The 17,366-nt window shown below is 52.1% G+C and carries 23 protein-coding genes; 2 read left to right on the top strand and 21 right to left on the bottom strand.

Features of this window, described 5'->3' with window-relative positions:
• Positions 1 to 16: 16 nt before the first annotated feature.
• From WC813_01940 to infA, 20 genes are all read right to left on the bottom strand, one after another.
• Positions 17 to 532 carry a hypothetical protein gene (locus tag WC813_01940; GenBank protein MFA5946761.1) on the bottom strand — a complete coding sequence of 172 codons (516 nt, stop codon included), beginning with the start codon at positions 530 to 532 and terminating at the stop codon, positions 17 to 19.
• Between the two features lie 58 nt (positions 533 to 590).
• Positions 591 to 2,174 (bottom strand): hypothetical protein, encoded by a 1,584-nt coding sequence (locus WC813_01935; GenBank protein MFA5946760.1) that lies wholly within the window; start codon positions 2,172 to 2,174, stop codon positions 591 to 593.
• 8 nt (positions 2,175 to 2,182) lie between these two features.
• Positions 2,183 to 3,883, bottom strand: a complete 1,701-nt coding sequence (locus WC813_01930; protein ID MFA5946759.1) for a DUF2207 domain-containing protein — start codon at positions 3,881 to 3,883, stop codon at positions 2,183 to 2,185.
• 2 nt (positions 3,884 to 3,885) lie between these two features.
• The gene (locus WC813_01925) at positions 3,886 to 4,446 is read right to left on the bottom strand and encodes a LemA family protein (GenBank protein ID MFA5946758.1); all 561 of its coding nucleotides are present in this window, start codon (positions 4,444 to 4,446) and stop codon (positions 3,886 to 3,888) included.
• Between the two features lie 80 nt (positions 4,447 to 4,526).
• Positions 4,527 to 5,393, bottom strand: a complete 867-nt coding sequence (locus WC813_01920) for a glycosyltransferase family 2 protein (protein MFA5946757.1) — start codon at positions 5,391 to 5,393, stop codon at positions 4,527 to 4,529.
• A gap of 99 nt (positions 5,394 to 5,492) precedes the next feature.
• Positions 5,493 to 6,206 carry a glycosyltransferase family A protein gene (locus WC813_01915; GenBank protein ID MFA5946756.1) on the bottom strand — a complete coding sequence of 238 codons (714 nt, stop codon included), beginning with the start codon at positions 6,204 to 6,206 and terminating at the stop codon, positions 5,493 to 5,495.
• Positions 6,207 to 6,209: 3 nt separating this feature from the next.
• The gene (locus WC813_01910; protein MFA5946755.1) at positions 6,210 to 6,767 is read right to left on the bottom strand and encodes a hypothetical protein; all 558 of its coding nucleotides are present in this window, start codon (positions 6,765 to 6,767) and stop codon (positions 6,210 to 6,212) included.
• The gene (locus tag WC813_01905; protein ID MFA5946754.1) at positions 6,751 to 7,866 is read right to left on the bottom strand and encodes a glycosyltransferase family 4 protein; all 1,116 of its coding nucleotides are present in this window, start codon (positions 7,864 to 7,866) and stop codon (positions 6,751 to 6,753) included. The genes WC813_01910 and WC813_01905 overlap by 17 nt, the downstream gene beginning before the upstream one ends.
• Positions 7,863 to 9,326: a flippase gene (locus WC813_01900; protein MFA5946753.1), complete on the bottom strand. Its 1,464-nt coding sequence runs from the start codon at positions 9,324 to 9,326 to the stop codon at positions 7,863 to 7,865. The genes WC813_01905 and WC813_01900 overlap by 4 nt, the downstream gene beginning before the upstream one ends.
• A 100-nt stretch (positions 9,327 to 9,426) precedes the next feature.
• A complete protein-coding gene (locus tag WC813_01895) occupies positions 9,427 to 9,891 on the bottom strand; it encodes a hypothetical protein (GenBank protein MFA5946752.1) in 465 nt (154 codons plus the stop codon).
• Between the two features lie 99 nt (positions 9,892 to 9,990).
• Complete coding sequence (locus WC813_01890; protein ID MFA5946751.1) at positions 9,991 to 11,004, bottom strand: DUF4328 domain-containing protein; 1,014 nt, start codon at positions 11,002 to 11,004, stop codon at positions 9,991 to 9,993.
• 56 nt (positions 11,005 to 11,060) lie between these two features.
• Positions 11,061 to 11,456: a 30S ribosomal protein S9 gene (gene rpsI / locus WC813_01885; protein ID MFA5946750.1), complete on the bottom strand. Its 396-nt coding sequence runs from the start codon at positions 11,454 to 11,456 to the stop codon at positions 11,061 to 11,063.
• Position 11,457: 1 nt separating this feature from the next.
• Positions 11,458 to 11,814: a 50S ribosomal protein L13 gene (gene rplM, locus WC813_01880; GenBank protein ID MFA5946749.1), complete on the bottom strand. Its 357-nt coding sequence runs from the start codon at positions 11,812 to 11,814 to the stop codon at positions 11,458 to 11,460.
• Position 11,815: 1 nt separating this feature from the next.
• A complete protein-coding gene (rplQ, locus tag WC813_01875; protein ID MFA5946748.1) occupies positions 11,816 to 12,166 on the bottom strand; it encodes a 50S ribosomal protein L17 in 351 nt (116 codons plus the stop codon).
• A gap of 2 nt (positions 12,167 to 12,168) precedes the next feature.
• The gene (locus WC813_01870) at positions 12,169 to 12,918 is read right to left on the bottom strand and encodes a DNA-directed RNA polymerase subunit alpha (protein ID MFA5946747.1); all 750 of its coding nucleotides are present in this window, start codon (positions 12,916 to 12,918) and stop codon (positions 12,169 to 12,171) included.
• Positions 12,919 to 12,948: 30 nt separating this feature from the next.
• Positions 12,949 to 13,572 carry a 30S ribosomal protein S4 gene (rpsD, locus tag WC813_01865; GenBank protein MFA5946746.1) on the bottom strand — a complete coding sequence of 208 codons (624 nt, stop codon included), beginning with the start codon at positions 13,570 to 13,572 and terminating at the stop codon, positions 12,949 to 12,951.
• Positions 13,573 to 13,581: 9 nt separating this feature from the next.
• Positions 13,582 to 13,965, bottom strand: a complete 384-nt coding sequence (gene rpsK / locus WC813_01860; protein ID MFA5946745.1) for a 30S ribosomal protein S11 — start codon at positions 13,963 to 13,965, stop codon at positions 13,582 to 13,584.
• 93 nt (positions 13,966 to 14,058) lie between these two features.
• A complete protein-coding gene (gene rpsM, locus WC813_01855) occupies positions 14,059 to 14,445 on the bottom strand; it encodes a 30S ribosomal protein S13 (protein ID MFA5946744.1) in 387 nt (128 codons plus the stop codon).
• Between the two features lie 2 nt (positions 14,446 to 14,447).
• Entirely contained in the window at positions 14,448 to 14,561 is a 114-nt protein-coding gene (rpmJ, locus tag WC813_01850; GenBank protein ID MFA5946743.1) for a 50S ribosomal protein L36, read from the bottom strand.
• Positions 14,562 to 14,642: 81 nt separating this feature from the next.
• Complete coding sequence (gene infA / locus WC813_01845; GenBank protein MFA5946742.1) at positions 14,643 to 14,858, bottom strand: translation initiation factor IF-1; 216 nt, start codon at positions 14,856 to 14,858, stop codon at positions 14,643 to 14,645.
• Positions 14,859 to 15,022: 164 nt separating this feature from the next.
• Here infA and WC813_01840 point away from each other — a divergent pair, with 164 nt between their 5' ends.
• Both WC813_01840 and WC813_01835 read left to right on the top strand, forming a co-directional pair.
• Positions 15,023 to 15,355, top strand: a complete 333-nt coding sequence (locus tag WC813_01840) for a hypothetical protein (GenBank protein MFA5946741.1) — start codon at positions 15,023 to 15,025, stop codon at positions 15,353 to 15,355.
• A gap of 117 nt (positions 15,356 to 15,472) precedes the next feature.
• Positions 15,473 to 16,438 (top strand): D-alanine--D-alanine ligase, encoded by a 966-nt coding sequence (locus WC813_01835; protein MFA5946740.1) that lies wholly within the window; start codon positions 15,473 to 15,475, stop codon positions 16,436 to 16,438.
• A gap of 46 nt (positions 16,439 to 16,484) precedes the next feature.
• Here the strand turns inward: WC813_01835 and WC813_01830 are convergent, their stop codons facing one another.
• Complete coding sequence (locus WC813_01830) at positions 16,485 to 17,330, bottom strand: RimK family alpha-L-glutamate ligase (protein ID MFA5946739.1); 846 nt, start codon at positions 17,328 to 17,330, stop codon at positions 16,485 to 16,487.
• Positions 17,331 to 17,366: the final 36 nt, after the last annotated feature.

The raw sequence follows: 17,366 nt of genomic DNA, 5'->3' as shown, positions 1-17,366 counted from the left end.
TTGCCAAACATGATTATTAGAGTGGGTTCAGCATGAGGGATGCGTACGTAGCTGAACAGACCTCCTTTTCGGCTGCATCGGCACAGGAAAGCGTAGCTGCTTCACCGGCAAAAGGTACTCGCATGATGCAACGAACATCTTTGCCATCTACAGTCTTGCCGTCAAACATCATGCTGCCAGGGGTAGATGATGATTTCTTGGCATCAATCGTCTCACCTTTGTCTCTAAGCATAAAATTACTACCTGGAGCAGACGGTGAGAACGAGAGATCCGTGTATGGCATCTTAGTTAGACACGTTCCTGCACCGCTCGAAATAAGCAACGCACTGTACTTTCCGGAAATCCCAAAAAGATCTGACTTCGCTTCTGAAAACTTCATCGGACCCTTCGGTACTTCTGCTACTGGAGCTGGAACGGCCGCTGGAACTTGAGAGGTAGGCGTAGCCGCGGACGGAGTTGAGCCCGCACAACCTGCACCCATTAGAGAAATGGCCACAACTGCAACTCCTAGTGCCTTTCTGTAATCCATCATAGAACACGGTAAAGAATTTGCTCGAGTATAACGGCAGGACAGGTTTATCTCAACCGAGTTATTCAGCCGTTGCTGAAGTTGCCACAGCCGCACCAAGGCCTTGTGGAGCCCGGACCATTGGACGGGAAAGCTCGGCTCGCGTCTTTAGCTTTGGATCCTCGAACGCCAGGAAAACGAGCGGCAGGAGAAGCAGCGAGAGGCCCAGCGGATGATTCAGATACGGCGTAAAGACATGAACCGAAAGCAGAAAGACGATCGAAGACAGGAGACCAATCAAGATCCATTGATCATCATGTCCCTTGCGCAAATGCGTCTGAGTCGCAATCGCATACGAGGCCGCGATCAATAAAATAGCGACCAGGCCAAGGAGGCCGGTTTTGAGCCACAAGTCTTGATAGCCCCATTCAAACCTATACGTCGTCCACTCGCCAGTGCCATTAATTGCTCGAACCCGGGGATCATCAGAAATGAAGGTCACTTCTTGGCCGAAACCCGAACCAACCACCGGCGATTTCATGATCTCGGTCATCATTGGCGGCAGAAGGTTCCAGCGGCTCGACACTGCAAGGTTTCGATCTTGCCCGGCGTCAGCCTTATAAAAAGCTGACTGAGTAAAATCAGGTCGGACGGGCAATGGAAAAACTACCATCAGCCACGTCAGAGCAAGGCTCGTGACAATTCCAAAAAATAACACGCTCTTTCTGTTTACCCGCTCCCAAATAGTCTTTTTAAGTAACAACGAATACACCAAAAGCAGAGCACCAGCCGGAACCGCCGCAATAACAAAGGTTCTAGATAGACCGGCGAGTAAGCCGGCAAAACAGATGGCCAAAACACCTGCGCTCGCCAGCTTCTCCCGTCGCGTAGTCGGTATTGACACGACCCCAGATAAAAACAACAGCGCAAACGCCGCTACTATAATCTGGCTCTGTCCAAAGACCCGGAAATACCAGGCGCCGTTCGGAAAAAATGCAGCCATTTTTACCGGTGCGGTGAGCAGGGTAATTTCAAATAACCGCGCATCACGCACGAATGTATAGACGTGAGTCAACACCTTTCCAGGCAAATGCGTGAAGGCGAACAGTAGCCCGAGCGTTGTGCCAGCAACCCACACGGCCGATACCGCGAGCGTCATGAGCATCAGACGTTTCTTCGCGTTATCCCAGTGAATGGAAATGATCGGTAGTACGTAGAGAATCGGCAGGTAAGAATTGAAGTCGTCAAAAGCATTGCCCTTGTCATTCTGCAAGAAACCGACAAGTGCACCGAGGACAACGGCGAGGCCGAAGACGACCCACGGCACATCGCGCCTAGGATTCCATAACAACGTCGATTGCTTGGTCACGACACGTAGCGCAAACGCGCCCATGACGCCTAGGAAAATTGCGATACGTATGGAGATCGGCATGCCAATCGACGACAGGTCGAAGAGATGTCCGTGTCCGCCAACAAAGATTTCGAGGAATGCCAAAGCGATTCCCCACTCCAGGCGCTTCATCGAAAGTGCAAATGTCACTATCGCTGCCACAGCCACGGGAAAAATCGAAACCCACGAGTGTTGCACGAGCGCCGCCAGAATATGCGCGCCGAGCAAGCCGAGCAAGACGTAGAGTGAACGTTTGTCAAAAAATTGATTGATCATAATCTAGGTTACCAGCTACCTCCTCCCCCGCCGCCTGATCCTCCCCCTGACGAGCCGCCCGAGAACCCGCTGCTGGAAGACTTTGGTGCGGAGCTCACTACAGTCTGGCTAAACGCGCTATTAAACTGCTGGAGGTTGCCAATAAGTAGTGTACTCGAAAATACATTGTGACCGGGATCCTCGTACCAATTTGGCGTTGACTGATAGAGACCTTCAAACTTCTTGGCCCATTGGCTTTCAACCCCGAGCGCCATGGCAAACGGTAAATACTTTTCGAATGTCTCTGGTTCCAGCTTCGGCGCGTTCAGTAATTCGAGCTTATCTTTTTCTGTCAGCTGCAGAAACTCCTTAAACCCCGTAATCTCCCCCTGTGCGGCTATGCCTTTCGGCGTAAACTGCTTTGCTAAATTTGAGGCACCTGCCATGCGTAAAATGATATACAGAATGGCTGGAAAGAAGAGCACCATTCCAATCCCAGCCGTCACAAAACTGATAAGGAAAGAAACAACAATCGTGACTCCCATAGCTAGCGCCAGCTGTTGCATCTGCTTGTCCGCCCGCTCCTTGGACGCTTGGTCGTAATATCCCTCTCCGCGCAGATACTCTCCCGTGTTCTCTTTAATCTTCATGATATCAGCGTGAAACGCGTCCTTATCGGCCAACATCTCGCTCAACATCACACGCTCACGACCCGCAAAGAACAACTCGAAAAGAATCTTCTCTCCGGGATGCTTCAACGTGGATCCGTCCTTCAGTTTGATGAGCTCAAAATCTTTTTTATCGGGCCAGAATTTTATTTCTTGAACGGTATATCTGATCTTGATGTACCCGCGAACAGCCAAATCAAGAATGACCGAGGAAATGTCCTTTGTGTCTACCGATTTGTCGAGGATAGAGCCGACATCGATCGGTCGTAATCCCTCCGGTGGTTTGTACTGCACAACAATCGGCCCCTTGTAACCTTGTTTCTTGAAAAGTTTTGAGATGACAACAATAGTCACTCCCCCAACAGCGATCAGAAAAAGAAGCGGCACCAAAAGAAAAATCCAATCACCGTCGGAAAACGAAAAATCTGTCGAGCCACTCGAAACCGGAGTCTCGACTACCGTGTCGTTCACGATGCCAAGCGGGAAACCCAAGACGACAGTCATTCCCTCCCCTGGAGCAAGCGGCCGAGCAGGAGGGTTGACTGTACGAAATGTAGTTGAATCTGAAGAGAAATTCTGATTGCAGCTCTCGGTGCTTCCTACCTCGCCAATAAAACAAGCCGTCTGCAACTTGTCGATTAGCAGACCCTCAACACCAGCCGTCATAGAGACTCGCTCGATCGGAACGACCCACTCGTTTCCCGTCACGTTCCAATACAGCTCGTCATGGTCCTCAAAGGGTCTGATTGCATTCGTCACGACGTAATCAATGACATAGACCTTCTCCCCCGTCACCGTCACGTTGCCATCGCCGATTTTGATATCGAGCACTCCGCGGTCTACGGACTCGACATAACGATACGAACCGCCCGTCTCATTCGTGACGCTGTTTACCGTAATACCGATATTCGGTCCGTCAACGGCTGTCAGCGGAATATCGCGAAAAATGCCATGCTTTTGGTTGTTGCCAAAATCAAAGCGAATAGTCTCAGTGACATGCACCTTACCGTCTTTTGCGACGTCGAGCTTAGCGTCAAAACTTTTGATCAGTTCATCGGCCATAGTTACCTTGCAAAGGAGACGTTCACATTCGCCTTTTCTTTTTCATCGGCACCAAAAAACTCGCCCTCCTTGAATCCAAAGGCCAAGGCTACGATGCTCGACGGAAATACTTGAGTAGCCGTATTCATTTCACGCACGCAAGCGTTGTAGTAGCGACGAGCAGACTGAATATCATCTTCGAGCGTAACCAATTGCATCTGCAACTGCTTAAAGTTTTCGGAAGCTTTGAGATCAGGATAATTCTCGGCCACCATAAAGAAACTCTTGAGTGCACCGGAAAGTGCAGTCTCGGCCACGGCTCTCTCGGCAATAGTCCCACGTTGTACCCCAATCGCCGCTGTACGCGCGAGCGTCACTTCCTCAAGGACCGAAGCTTCGTGCTGTTGATAGCCCTTCACGACCTCGACCAAGTTCGGTACCAGGTCATAGCGTCGCTTGAGCTGGACATCCACGTCTGACAACGCGTTCTTTGTACGATTATTGTTTCTGATGAGCTTGTTAAACGTAAGAATAATCGCTGTAATCACTGCACCAAGTACCGCTACGATGACAATGGGAAGCATATTATGAGTCATCCTGAGGCTTTGCCGAAGGATCTGATTGGTTGACCATTCAGATTCTTCGCTACGCTCAGAATGACGGATTAAGTTTTCTTTAACCAAGCAGCCAGGTATGCGAGCACAATAAACTTAGGGGTCAACGCCCATAAGAGTAGCCACGGTAGAATTCCGTGATGCTTCTTCATGTACTTGCGCAGACTTTGGCGAATCCACTTCTGCTTTCTAATCGTCGCGACTTTATTGAAGCTGTGGCCCTTGTGATGGATGATCTCACAATCGCCGTACGAGCGAACCTTGAACCCCGCGTCCACCGTCATCTTGCAGTAATCTACTTCTTCGAACCAAATAAAATACCGTTCGTCGAGGAGACCAACCTTGTCCATCACCTCTCGGCGAATAAACATGAACGCACCCATGATGGAATCGACATCATGCGTCTGGAGTGGGTCGACATCCCGCATCATGTAATGGTCGACGGCTTTTAGGTGCTTGAATACGTGTGGCAGCTTGAAAAGAATCTCCAGCTGGTCGAGCAAGGTTGGAAACCGGCGAATGCTCTCCTGGTGCGAACCGTCGGGATACCGAATAACACAGCTACCGATTCCGACCTCTTTGTCCTCGTCGAGATGACGAATCATCTTCGCCATCACCCCCGGCGGGACAATGGTGTCCGGATTCAAAAGCAGTGCGTAACGACCCGTCGTCTGCTTGAGACCAACGTTGACCGCCGCCGCGAAGCCTCGATTCTGTTCATTCACAACCACCTGCGCCTCCGGCAGAATCTCATGCACAAAGTTCGGCATCTTTTTATCACCAGCATTGTCGACAATCACCACGTCGAAATTGACGTCCCTCGCCGCAGCGAGACTCATGAAGCACTCGCGGAGCACCGCGGGATCAGTCTTATAAGTGACAATGACAATGGTGACATCTCTTAGTTCAGTATTCATAGTATTTTCGAGTGTCTCCATCCTGAGCGAGAGCGAAGGATCCGACTTTCCCCTCTGAGGGTCGGACTCTTCGCATGGCTCAGAGTGGATGCACCAATCTTAGGGAGATAACTTGTGCTTCTCGGCAATTATAGCCCGAGCCGCTTCATATTTCTTAATACTCACCGGTTTCCAGGGCGAGAGGTTCCAGGGCAACTGATACACAAACTTTGGCAGCCAGGCCGAGCCGATTCGGGACGTTCCATGAATGCCGACCTGGAATAGAACGCCAGGAACAAGAATGCCTTTTTTGCCGTGTTCGAGCATAGTCAACCAGACATCCCAATCTTGCAGACGCTTGATCGCATTATCGAATCCCGGAAAGTCGGCGCGACGAGCAAGTGACGTGGTATGAATGAAATTCATTTGCTTTAGCTTTTCGGCATTAAAAGTCGTGCCCCAAAACGTCTTCCAACCAAATGAGAAACCCGAATACGCATAACTCGCCTCAGGATGCTCGGCGAGTGTCTTTGTCATCTTCTCGAGCATCTCCTTCTCCATAATCACATCCGCATCAACAAAAATCACGAACTCCCCCTGCGCCTCCTGAAGCCCTCGATTGCGCGCCGGATTGGATCCCTGGTTCTCCTGCTTAACGGAAACAATCTTCCCCTCGTACTTCTTCAAAACCTCCTGCGTGTTGTCCGTCGAGCCATCGTCGACAACGATTACCTCGATGGGGCTGTATGTCTGCGCAAAAACCGAATCCAAACACGCCGAGATTGATTCAGCGTGTTCGTATGTGGGAATGATGACAGAAATCAATGATGACACAGATTATAGAGATGGTGGCGGGATATTTCGACCAATTTCCTGACCAATCTGAAAACCAGCTGGAAGGAACGCTACGAAAATAATAATGAAGACAGTCACTACTGCCAAGGTAAATACGATGATCATTAGCCCCGCTACTGTCATTGCATAAAAAAGCGCGGCCATGAAAACACCAAATACCGTTCGAACTCCATTCCCATACTCGTGAAGACGCTTCCAGGAAAGCGTTCGCCAAACGAGTGCCAATGCGACGCCGATTGACCCGTATGGCTGAAGAAAAAAAGACGAAGCATTAAGCACAACAAGAACCGCCATTTTCCAAAAAGCGATCTTCGGAAGAAGCGCCGCGGTTAACAATTGAGCTAAAGATAAAGAGATGATCACCGTCAACCAATTATTACGAAATGCGAGCGTATTCCGGCCTGGATGAAGATCGAACGCCGTAAACTCGTACGGACTTAACACATACGCAATCGCAAGTACCAGCACGAATTGCGAAACGAAAAAGAACCAGAATTCCCTTGTCCTCAACCAAGAAAATGGCTTATGTTCGCTTGTCATACGAAGCTTCAATTATTTCTTTAAGCTTACCCATCTGTTCCTCTCTCGTAAACTGCTCGAGGACTCTCACGCGACCGCGGGAGCCCATGGCCGAACGGAGCTCGGGACTGTCGATCAGCACCTGCAAACCCCTTACGAGGTCGTCGGTAGCGTCCTCAACAAGCACCCCCGTCTTTCCGTCGAGTATGGCCTCAGCCACGCCCCCAGTACGTGTACCGACAACTGGCAGGCCGAAAAGGTTTGCCTCGAGGTACACAATGCCGAATCCTTCACGGTCAGTCTTCGACTGCGTGGTCGGCATCACAAAAATGTCTGCATCAGCATACAGAGTCGGCAGGTCTTCGTCGGCAATATCCGTCATGATCGTCACCCGCTCGGACAGACCAAGTTCTGCCACGCGCATCTCAATCTTCTCCCTCATCGGCCCATCACCGACGATGACGTATTTCGTATTCGGCAACTTCACCATCGCGTCGAGAACCTTCAGGTGCCCTTTCCGCTCAACGAGCCTCGCGACCGTGATCAGTGTGGTCAGGGTGGCTCCCCCTCCTTTCGAAGGAGGGGGCTGGGGGGCGGTAATCGACAATCCGATCGCTCCCGCCGCCAACTTCGCCAGATCCCTCAAATCCGTCCAGCCTTTGCCCTTTCTCGTCCCCTTCGACGCCTCTACCATCTCATCACTCACAGGAGGATAGACGCAGAGTATGGGCTGAACGCGTTCAGCCCCGACGAACGCGTCTACCTCCTTCTTTAGCCCCTCAGAATTCACCACCACCGCCTCCGCTCCCCTCAGGATCCGCTTGGTTAACCACCGCTTCCAAACATTTCTTCGGGCGAGATCAAAATCCTTACCATGCAAAAAAATGATGTACGATTTTCGCAAAAGCCACGCCACAGTTCCTACAGGAATCACTTCATGTACAAATTGTACAAAATCACGATTATACGGGGAGATCGCGCGATAGATCGTCGGATATTTTGCATCCTCTAGTCGAACAACCTTAGCATCAGGGTACGTCGAAACTATCGCGTCAATGTAACGGCCAATTCCTCCACGGCCGTCAGCTTTTTCGAGCGTTGGGATCACGATGCGCCTCATACTTCCGCAATCTCCTCCTTTACGTTCGTGGACTTCATCCCCGGAAGCAAACGACCAAGGGACTTCAGGTGGTCGAGTGTTAGCGACTTCGTAGCAAAGGCGACGCCAAAGAAGACGAGCCCGCCCAGAGGGATGGTCGCGAACCACGGAATAAATGCTTTCGAAATAATGACAACCGCCGCCATCACACCTCCCGCAGCGATCGATCCTCCAGTAAAGGACACAATGTCATACACGGTAACGTCTACAGACTGGCGAACAAAATAGAACCCCGCAAAAAACATAAATGAAAAACAGAGCAGTGCCGAAACACCTGCACCAGGAATACCGAGCACAGGAATCAAGAGCAAATTAGCAACAATGTTAATGATCATCGTTACTCCCATAATTCCCGTCTTCGTCGCCTGCCGTCCGCTCGCGTTCAGCAAAGCACCGATCGGGAAATCGAGGAAGATAAAAAGCAAAGCGAAGACCAAAATCTGTAGCGTCGGCGCCGCGTCTGCAAATTTAACACCGTAGAAAAAGTTAATTATCTCGGGAGCAAGGGCAAAAAGACCAAAGACAACCGGCGCGGCCAGCAGGGCCAGATACCACTCGGCAGAAAGAAGCGTTTGTTTCAGTTTCTCCGGGCTATGCGCCTGGGCGCTCATCGTTGGGTACAAGGCACCGATAAATGCGAGTGGTAGGAACTGAAAGGAATATGTGAGTTTATAGGCCACCGCGTAGACACCTACCGCGCCCGCACCGAGAACCATATTCAGTGTGAATGAGTCGACGTAAGAATAAATCTTCACGAACACGGCCGCGACGAAAAACATGCTCGCCATCTTGAGTGGCTTCCAGCCGAGCGAGTAACTCGGCATGAGTGCCTGAATGCCGAGCCGTCGAACCACGTTATACGCCGCAAACGCCGCGTTCCAACCACTGCCCACAATGAGTGCGACGATCAGCCATCGCAAATCGTGCGTCCCAAGGTACAGCGCGACTCCTCCGGCAAGCGTGGTCAATGACTGACCGATGAAAATGCCAATCGACTCAAACTTCAAATTCTGTTGCCCTCGCAAGACGCCGTACATGGATAAGGAAATGGTGTCGAGCAACATCACGAACACCGCAATCTGCGTCAACATGGTCGCCTCTACGCTGAAGCCGAGCAACCGGGGTGCAAGAAACGCGAGTAGCACGGTGATCGGAATCAACAGCAACTTATTGCCTATAACATTCCGCGCATACTCAAGCGCCTGCTTCGGCTCCCTTGCTACTTCGCGCACCAGCACCGAGGTGAGTCCGACATCGTCGATAGCTCCCAACGTAGTCGTCAACGCCAGTGCCAAAAAGTATGATCCCGTCGCATCCGCCCCAATCGTCCTTGCGATGACCGCAAAATAGATAAAAGCAATCGCTTTTTGCCCTATAGACGCTGCCGTTAAAAGGAACGTATTCCTAGCAAGTTGGGACATATTTACCCCCTACTATACGCTAAAACCCCGTAAAAAACAAAGCGCGCGCCCATTGCTGGGCGCGCACGAGATACCGGTCACTCCCTACGCGAATGCGTAGCTATTCGTCCTCCGAGCCGTCGCCTTCGTCGAAGACCACAAACCGCTCGGCCTCTTCGCGCTCCATGGAAACCATGTCCCCGTAGGAGCCAAACGAGAAGTAGGCGTTCATCTCCGTGCCTCCCGCCTCCAGGAACAGCTTCCCGCCGTCCATGATCCGCTTCGCCACCGCTCCCGGTGCAAAGTCGGCAGGGTCGAATGCCCCCTCCTGCTCAGTCAGGAAGGCCTGCACAGCCTTCGCCTTGTCCTTGTACACAAGGGCGAGCTCGAGAGTGACGTCCACGGGGTATTCCACGGTCTCCTGCTCGTCCGGATCCCAGACGGCGAGCGCGAACACTACTACCTCGCTCACATCACTGACGCGAATGGAAAACTGCACGTCCTCCTTCACTTCCAGACATTCCTTCGTCACCGTCCCGATCTCGTGCTCATCCAACTGTCGCGCACCCTTGTCCCTCGTCTTCATGTTGCCTCCGCAGAAAGACGAAAGAGCGTATCACTACTATTCGCTTTCGTCAAAACAAAAACCCCTCTTTCGAGGGATTCTTGTTGGTGGGCAGTGTGCTTAACCTTCGAGGGCCTCGGTGACCGATTGCACGAAGGCAATCAGAGCGACACCGCAAGTGATGGTCATGAGTTGCTGAAGACCCGTGAATAGGGCGATGTTTTGGAGAACGGCTTCACTCAGACCAGGGTTCATGGCCACGTGGAAGAAGGGCAGAATAGCGCTTACAACAGTCGCCACAAAGAAGACAATGATGGCGTACTTACCGCGATTTTTCTTGTCGAGCGACAAATGCTTAAAAGCTACAACCTCGTTCCAAAAACGTGGCCAAGCGATGATAGGATGAAACATGCTGTAGAGCGGAATTATGTGCCCCCAAACCAACCAGCCTGATGAATCCTTAAGCTTGTGATGCACGGACAAGTTATTAGCCGCTCGACCAAGCCAGAAGAGATAGATGATGCAAGAGATAAACATTGAGAACGAGGCGATGCCCCCGAGTATAAACGCTGCAATAGACCATTGATCGTTCAGCGGATCCATCTGGACAGTCAGGTAGCTATGAATACTAAGTCCGATCCCAATCACATTTAACAAAACAACCGTACCCGCAAAAAAGAGGAAGATGGTTTGCTGACCGTGTAACGGCAGAACCGAGATTGCCTTGTGTTCCGACTTCGAATCGTCAGTCGCGATCAAGTAGATACCGAACGGCATACCGAATAGCACACCCAACAACGCGAAGATACCGAGGAGTCCCAAACCAACCTTCATGAGATTTCCAACTGTAGATGGCAAATCACCTTCATCAGAACGTTGAGCAACACCTAAACCGGTGGATTCGGCAAAATCTTGTCTCAGCGGAACGGGCGTTCCAAACTCACTCGGAGTATCGGTCAGCGGAGCAGCATGAGCCTCTGGAATGCTCAATAATGACTGCTGGACACTCGTGGACGTTACCAATTGCGAAAGCACAAACGACGAAATTGCGTACATGGCGAGCGTGCACATGAGCACAAGCGGAGGAAGAACGATGAGAAGGATACCGACCAACTTGCGATTTTTTATAGCCATATAAATATTTTCTCACAATAACACAAAAGACGGGAACACCGTCTTTTGTTTTTAGTTTAACGCTTTCTCCACTGTGGTGAGCGACGAGCGCCGTGCTTACCTGGCTTCTTGCGTTCCTTCTTGCGTGGATCGCGGGTCAGAAGATGGGCTGCCTTGAGGGCTGGGCGAAGTGGAACTTCGAGCAGAATCAAAGCGCGAGCAATTGCCAAACGTGACGCATCTGCCTGGCCGATGATGCCACCGCCTGAGGTCTTGAGCGAAACGTCTACCTTCTCGGTCTTGCCAACTTCTTTGAGCGGGCGCATGACCATGCCGCGGAGGGCCTCCGTGGTGAAGAACTCTTCAAATTTCTTACCGTTAACGGTAATGACGCCGGAACCGCCTGGGGTGAGGCGGGCCTGACAGACAGCCGTCTTACGGCGACCAAGTGCTTGGAAATATTTTTCGGCCATATTATTCAACGGTCAAGCGAATCATCCGAGGCGTGCGGTGCTTGTTCTTAGGCAACATGCGGGACACAGCCATGCGAAGAACTTCCGTTGGGTCTGCCTTCCACATATCTTTCAAGCTCTTCGTGCGGAGACCACCTGGATGAGCGGTGTGGTGATGATAAACCTTCTGGTCCATCTTCTTACCGGTCCACTTCATCTTGCCAGCGTTCTTCACAATGACAAAGTCTCCGGCGTCTACGTTAGACTGGTAAGCAACTGAAGTCTTGCCCATGAGAGCGCGAGCGATCTCTGAAGCCAAGCGGCCAGGAGCTCTGTCCGTGGCATCAAAGCTAGTTGTTTTGCGTTCGATTTTTTCCATATTAGACAAGTTCGATCAACGCCGTTTCTGCGCGGTCGCCCTGGCGTGTGCCAAGCTTGGTCAAACGGATGTAACCACCGGCGCGCGTAGCGTAGCGTGGTCCAAGCACCTCAATCAGCTTCTTCACCGGCTGTTCCGTGGTGAAAAATCCGAGCAAGTAGCGGCGGGAAGGCAAATCATTGCGCTTCGCGACAGTAATGAGTTTTTCAATCAGCGGGCGGGCAACTTTGGCGCGGCCAAGAGAGGTTTCAACTCGCTCGTACGTGATCAAAGCCAACGCGAGGTCCCGGAGAAGGGCCTTACGTGCTGGTGCCTTGCGGCTCAATTTCTTTATCTTATCGCGATGGCGCATACTTACTCTTCCTTAGGCGCTTCCTCCGAGGCGCGGTTGATTTGTTCAGTTAATTCAGAATTGTTCAGCTGGCTCTGGATCCAAGTGAAGTGGTTCAGCATGATCTTCGTGGCCTGCTCGACAGCTTCCTGTGGAGTGATGGAACCGTCCGTCTCAATGGTCATGAGTAGCTTGTCGTAGTTTGTGATCTCGCCCACGCGGGTGTTCTCTACTTTGAGACCCACCGTGCGTACTGGAGAGAACATCGCGTCAATGGCGATCACGCCAATCTCCGTAGGCGCTTCTTCGCGCTCCTCTGTTGGGAGGTAGCCGCGGCCCTTGGAAACCGTGATTTCCATGTCGAGCGTCACCTTAGAGTCCGTCAGCGTGGCAATGACCAAGTCCTTGTTCACAATCTCTACGTCACCGTTGGCCGTAATGTCATCGGCCGTGACGGGACCCTCGCCCTTCTTTTGAAGCTTGAGAATGACCGGTTCATCAGAATGGACACGCAGGCGGAGCTTCTTCAAGTTCAGCATGATGTCCAGTACATCTTCCTTTACGCCAGTCACTGCTGAAAACTCGTGCTGGGCGCCCTTCACTTTCATGGCCGTGACTGCAGCACCCGGGAGTGAGGACAGAAGCACGCGGCGGAGCGCGTTGCCAACTGTAGTGCCGTACCCGTGGTGGAGCGGTTCGATCGTGAGTACTGCTTCAGACGGAGTGTTGCCTGGAGTGAAGTACATCTTTGAAGGCAGGAAAATGGTTTCCATACATCGTGTATAAGCGGTAAGCAATTACGCTTAGCGCATTGAATAAAATTCGACGACGAGTTTAGGGTCAAACGCTTCCTTGAGGTCCTCGCCCGCTGGAATGCTGACAACTTTTCCCTTCATGGCCTCTTCACGAGCGAGCCAACCAGGGACATTGTGCGTCTTCTGGCGTTCGGCAAGATCCGTAAAGAGTTTCTTGGCCTGCTTGTTCGTGCGGATTTCAACGATATCACCCACGTTGACCTGGTAGGACGGGATATTCACTTTTCCGCCGTTCACCATGATCATACCGTGGCTCACCATCTGGCGAGCCTGAGGGCGAGTCTTAGCCATGCCCATGCGGAACACGGCGTTGTCCAAACGCATTTCCAGGAAACGCGTCAAGTATTCACCGGTGTTACCAGTGAGCTTCTTGGCTTTTTCAAAGTAGTTACGGAACTGGCGTTCCATAATACCGTAGAGGCGCTTGGCCTTCTGCTTCTCGCGAAGCTGAGTACCGTAAGCGCTCACCTTGGGTGGGCGCATGCCAGGCTTGCCGTGCACGCCTGGAGAATACGGACGCTTCTGCATCACTTTGAGGACGCTCGAGCTGGTAGAAATGGCCACGCCTTCACGGCGGGACATCTTACCTCGTGGAATGAGAGTTTTACCCATAGGGAGAAATTACACGCGGCGAGCCCGGCGGGGGCGGCAGCCGTTATGCGGAACCGGAGTCATGTCTTTAATAGAGAGCACGTTGAAACCACTGGCGTTCAAAGCACGGAGCGCACCGTCACGGCCGTTGCCGATACCGGTGACAAACACGTGCACGTCCTTAAGACCGAACAAGTTGGCCTTATCAGCCGCCTTCTTCACCACCACGGAGGCGGCGTATGGGGTAGCTTTCTTTGGACCCTTGAAACCGCAGTTACCTGCAGATGCCCAAGCAACAAGGTTACCGTTCGGGTCCGTCAGGGACACGATAGTGTTGTTAAAGCTGGCGTGCACGTAAGCACGGCCGGCTGGGATCTGGCGCAAAGTGCGCTTCTTGCCCTTAGCCGTCATCATCTTGTCTGACTTAGGCTTGGCACCCGTTACGACGGCTTCACCTGCGCCATCAAGCACTGGAGCGTCTGTTTTTACTTCTTCGTCAATCATAGATTAGGTCTTGGTCAGGACACGGCGGCCGCTGCCTGCAGTCTTACGAACGTTGCCACGCGTAGTGCGGGAGTTAGACTTAGTGCGCTGTCCGCGAACCGGCAGGTTCTTGGAGTGGCGGATGCCACGACGTGCACCGATATCCTTCAAACGCTTGATGTTTGAAAGTTTCTCGCGTCTGAGTTCACCCTCTACGCGGAAATCCTTTTCCACGATTACGCGAATAGCGTTTTCCTGGTCAAGGCTCAAGTCCTTAGCGCGGATGTCTTCTGAGACACCTGCTCTCTTCAAAACGTCATGAGCGCGCGTCTGACCTACTCCATAAATGTATTGGAGTCCGATAACAATGCGCTTCTGAGCTGGGATTGTGACACCGGCGATTCTAGCCATAGTTAGCCTTGGCGCTGCTTATGCTTAGGAGTTTTACAAATGACACGAACACGGCCCTCACGGCGGATGACCTTACAGTCACGGCAGATTGGCTTAACAGACGAGCGGACTTTCATAAAGTGGTTACAAGTATTCTTGTAAGCAAAATCATCCTATAATACTTGGATGATTTGGCAGAAGCTCGAGATGCCGTTCGCTTAGAAGCGAAACGTTATTCGAGCCTTGGTGAGATCATAAGGACTGATCTCACACTTGACGTCATCACCGGGCATTACCCGGATGCGGTTCTTACGGAGTTTACCCGCAAGGTGACCAATGACTTCCATGTCGTTCTCGAGTTTGATGCGGAACGCTCCACCAGGAAGCGATTCCAGCACCTCCCCGCGCATTTCTAGAAAATCTTTTTCGGCCATAGCCGTTGGAATATACCAGAGTGCGCTAGGATTAAACAAGAAACCTCTACACAGAAATGCGGGGGAATTGTACTCGGAGACCCTGGGAGTGTCAAGAAATGGCTGTGGAGTGGACAAAATCCCTAAAATGAGCCAAATTACCCAGGCTTTCATTGGAGTGACTCATGACCGCACTGGAGCACATTAACGATTTTCGGGAAAAAATCGAAAGAATCGAGAACCAGCTGAGGGGAAAAGCGGAGATCGACCGAAGAATGATCGTCCCTATGTGCATTGATCGGGTTGGCGATGACGCCAAGCTCGTGGACGAGCTCATTGTGGCCTACGTGAGGCTCAAAGCCACGGTGCAGACCCGGCTGGCCGAGATCAACACGGAGATCACCATGAAATCCAGGCCTGGTGCGTTGAACCAAAACGAACTCGGAAAGCTCGTCAGAAAACGGGACGAGGAACGACGATATTATTATGTGGTCCTCGAGTCCCTCCCGACCCTGTAGATCGGCGAGCTGTCACCATCACGCCCCGTCCGCGAAAGCTGGCGGGGTTTCTTTTTGCTTGGTTTTTGACGATGAGATATAGTCGCCGACGCATTGAAGTTTCACTAAGGAGGACGAATGAACACACCATTTAAAAAGGGGAAAGTACGGGTTGGCGTGCTTATGGGAGGCTTGTCAGCGGAACGAGCTGTTTCGATCGCAAGCGGGCAGGGCATCTTGAACGCACTGCGTGAGCGGGGCTGGAATGCCGTCGAGGTGCTCATTGACCGCCACGCCGACAAGACTATTCGCAACGCGAACATCGACGTCGCGTTCGTGGCACTCCACGGCAAGTTCGGCGAAGACGGCTGCGTCCAGGGCTTGCTCGAGACCATGGGCATCCCCTACACCGGTAGCGGTGTGCAGGCGTCAGCGAGTGCCATGGACAAGCTCATGACGCATCAAGTGATGGATGGGGTCGCGTCCAAATGGGTGGAGATGGCGGAATACCTGGTGGTAAGACCTGGCTGGGAACCAAATCCCGGACGGCTCTCATTTCCGCTCATGGTAAAGCCCCGAAATACCGGCTCGTCCATCGGAATCACCAAAGTGAAAACCCGGGAAGAGCTTGTTGCCGCAGTGACTAAAGCTCGGAAGTTCGACTCCATAGTCTTGGTAGAGAAGTTCATCCAGGGCGAGGAAATCACCGTACCAGTTCTGAATGGCCGAGCGCTTTCCGTGGTCAGTATCGAGCCGAAATCAGGAATCTTCTCTTTCGAGTCCAAGTACCAGAAAGGCGAGGCGAAGTACGAGTGCCCCGCTCAACTGGCGGCTCATACCGCCCTGTATGCCACTACTGCAGCCGAGACGATCCACAAGACACTCGGCTGCCGAGGTCTGTCGCGCGTAGATTTCATCATCCCCGACGCCGGACGTCTCGTTCCAACCCCTATCTTCCTGGAAATCAACACGATCCCGGGCATGACCCCCACCAGCCTCTCCCCCATGTCCGCCGCCGCGTCCGGCATGAACTACGGTGAGCTGTGCGAAGCCATTCTCCAGAGCGCCACGTGTGAGCAGGAAGAATTCCCTCCCGCCGCGTAGGCCACGACTCGACGACCCGCCGCCCGGCTATCAGAGGGCAGGCGGGTTATTTTTTTATGGCAAACTCGACAATCTTTTTTGCGACATCGACTCCAGTCACGCGTTCAAGTTCTTTGAAGCCGGGGTTGGCGTTGACTTCCATAACGAGCGGACCGCGATTCGATCTAAGGATGTCGACGCCGGCAATATCGAGTTTCATCGTCGCCGTTGCTTTGATCGCCATCGCGCGCTCTTCGTCTGTCAGCTCGACAGTCTGGCCAGTGCCTCCTGCGTTACTGCGAACATCCCCTGCTGGCGCATCGAGCTGCATACCCGCAATCACTTCCCCGCCAATAACAAAGACTCGAATGTCAGAACGATTTGCTTCGGCAATGAACTCCTCGACAATAAATGGATTCTTATCACGAACAGAAATGTAATCAGCGATTGGTCGTAAGACTTCTTCGCTTGGCGCATAGAAAACCCCCTTGCCCTTCGTCCCAAATGGCACTTTTATAATGACGGGATATCGAACCTCATTCGCGCACTGCACCGCCGTTCCAGTATTCTGCACAATCATCCCCCTTGGCATATCTATGCCCGCCGAGAGCAAATCAACTCGCTGAAGCAATTTATTTTTTGTGCGAAGAACTTCCCCATTAACTAGTCGAACACCCGCAACTCGAAGTCCGTCGTACATCGCCTGATGATGGGAGGGTTCCTCGGTGAAGTTTGGTCGAACGATAATTACCTCAGGGAAGGTTCGAAAGGGTGAGAAAGGGTGAGAAAGGGTTATGGAAGTTTCATAAATCCGAATCGGTTCGTGCCCCAAAAGACGCGCTGTTTCTTCCAGACGCTCAACACCCACCACGGACTCAAATTGTTGGACTGAAATCAAAATCCCGACGCGCATACCTTAGGACGGTAGCGTATCGGGATTCGGTTGTAA

This window comes from Patescibacteria group bacterium, assembly GCA_041659765.1.
GTDB lineage: Bacteria > Patescibacteriota > Patescibacteriia > UBA9934 > UBA9934 > JAGORL01.
The sequence above is the reverse complement of the archived record's forward strand: the minus strand, read 5'-3'. Positions and strand labels throughout refer to the sequence as shown.